This is a genomic window from Caenibacillus caldisaponilyticus, assembly GCF_002003465.1.
In the GTDB taxonomy this organism is placed as follows: domain Bacteria; phylum Bacillota; class Bacilli; order Bacillales; family Sporolactobacillaceae; genus Caenibacillus; species Caenibacillus caldisaponilyticus.
In genome coordinates this window covers 1-1,450 of the sequence record NZ_BDDQ01000105.1, presented here as the reverse complement: position 1 = coordinate 1,450, position 1,450 = coordinate 1, and the positions used below count along the sequence as shown (strand labels likewise).

At 45.0% G+C, this 1,450-nt stretch carries 3 protein-coding genes; 1 reads left to right on the top strand and 2 read right to left on the bottom strand.

Translation table 11 applies throughout. The annotated features are described in order from the left end of the window. Positions 1 to 259: transposase (locus CCB157_RS16470; protein WP_193432262.1), on the bottom strand; the 259-nt coding region annotated here is incomplete at its 3' end. 238 nt (positions 260 to 497) lie between these two features. On the opposite strand from CCB157_RS16470, the gene CCB157_RS18270 reads away from it, so the two are divergent. Further along, positions 498 to 632 carry a hypothetical protein gene (locus CCB157_RS18270; protein ID WP_274519647.1) on the top strand — a complete coding sequence of 45 codons (135 nt, stop codon included), beginning with the start codon at positions 498 to 500 and terminating at the stop codon, positions 630 to 632. 167 nt (positions 633 to 799) lie between these two features. On the opposite strand, the gene CCB157_RS18420 is transcribed toward CCB157_RS18270, so the two are convergent. After that, positions 800 to 1,075 (bottom strand): YciI family protein, encoded by a 276-nt coding sequence (locus tag CCB157_RS18420; protein WP_077616899.1) that lies wholly within the window; start codon positions 1,073 to 1,075, stop codon positions 800 to 802. Between the last annotated feature and the right edge of the window lie 375 nt (positions 1,076 to 1,450).

Below are 1,450 nucleotides of genomic sequence, written 5' to 3'. Positions count from 1 at the left end.
TGGAAAATTCCCCATCCCTTGTCCGCGGCACGCGCAAGGTCAACCGTCCCACCCGAGTCGTCAATTGCCGGGGATAAGACCCGTTTCGATAGCCTTTTCGTTCCTCTGTGCGCTCATAACGGCCGGCGCCAAGTTGATCCGTTAACTGGGCTTCAAGGATTTGATTCAAGACCTGTTCCAACAGTTTGGCCAGTCCTTGATCTTGCGACAAGAACCCGTGCAGGATTTCATCGCTTATTGTAATATTGTATTGAGCCATAGTTGCTTTCCTCCTTTTTGTTTGGTTTTTGGTTCACTTTCATTCTATCAAAGGGAAAGCAACGTGGCTCTTTTTACATTTCCTTTTTACACAATTTTACGGACTCAACTCGATTTTGCATCCGTTTAAATGATTGAAGTTATTTCAAACAAGTTTGGGCAAGTTAAATTTTGGTTGGAAGATATCCTGACGAGGACAGGAACATTCAGCCCGGGGTTAAGGGTTCGGGGACATTTCGATGAGCGATATCATGGAAGGAACAAACCATACTGAAAGCGGCGGACGCCATGAGATCAACCACACGTTATTAAACGTGGCAAAAAGTAAGGGAATTGCGGATACCCATTTTAATATCCAGGGAAAAAATGGATAAACGTTTTAAAAGCAATGGATGAAGGATGGATTCACAAAGATTTCCTCCGATCTCTTAATTAAAGGTCGTTTGCCGCCCAATGGTGGTCTAAGGCAAAAAGCCCCTATCTAGATGAGGGGAAGCCCTCTCACAATTTAAACGCGTGCCATCGAATCCTTAAAATGTCTTTAATTCGTTAAGTTTTTCAGCGTTTGGGGGATTTCGGTTAACCAATTGTTTTCCTCATTTGCTTCAATGAGCGCATTCACTTCATATGCGGCATAATATCCCTCTTTAACGAACGGATCGCTCTCAACGAGGCCTATCGCTTCATCCAATGCCTGACAAACCAAGATTGGCATCGCTTTGTCATTATCTTGGAATGGACCGCAAAGGAACAACTTGCCCTTTTGATTTAAACGGCGCAGATGTTCGATATGTCTATATAATAAATCCTCGGTCAGCCCTCCTCTTTTTTTCTCCTCGTATAATAAGTTTCAAATCCATGGTTGATGTCAATTTCCAGTTCATTTTTGCACATTGACAAGTGAATATAGGTTTTGTATTCCGGGCTCGCCCGGAATACAAATTTCGGACTTGGACGCTTCGCGATGTTCCCGGATAATGGTCTTAGGATCGTTTGGGTCAATGCTTACTCTCCTTGTAGCGATGACTACTTATAAAGTCTGCATCCCCAGGTTCTTGCTTGAACGTCTAACCCGTAGGCCGTTCCTCCGGATCCCCGTGCTGGAAATGAGCAGTTCCAGGCAGCCCACGGACCGGATGAGTTCTCATACGCGAGGCTGATCGATCGGCAAGCCATCTGGGGATATCCCGAA

Coding starts and splice junctions, on each gene's coding strand:
- CCB157_RS18270 (WP_274519647.1), top strand. CDS start 498: ATGAGCGATATCATGGAAGGAACAAACCATACTGAAAGCGGCGGACGC.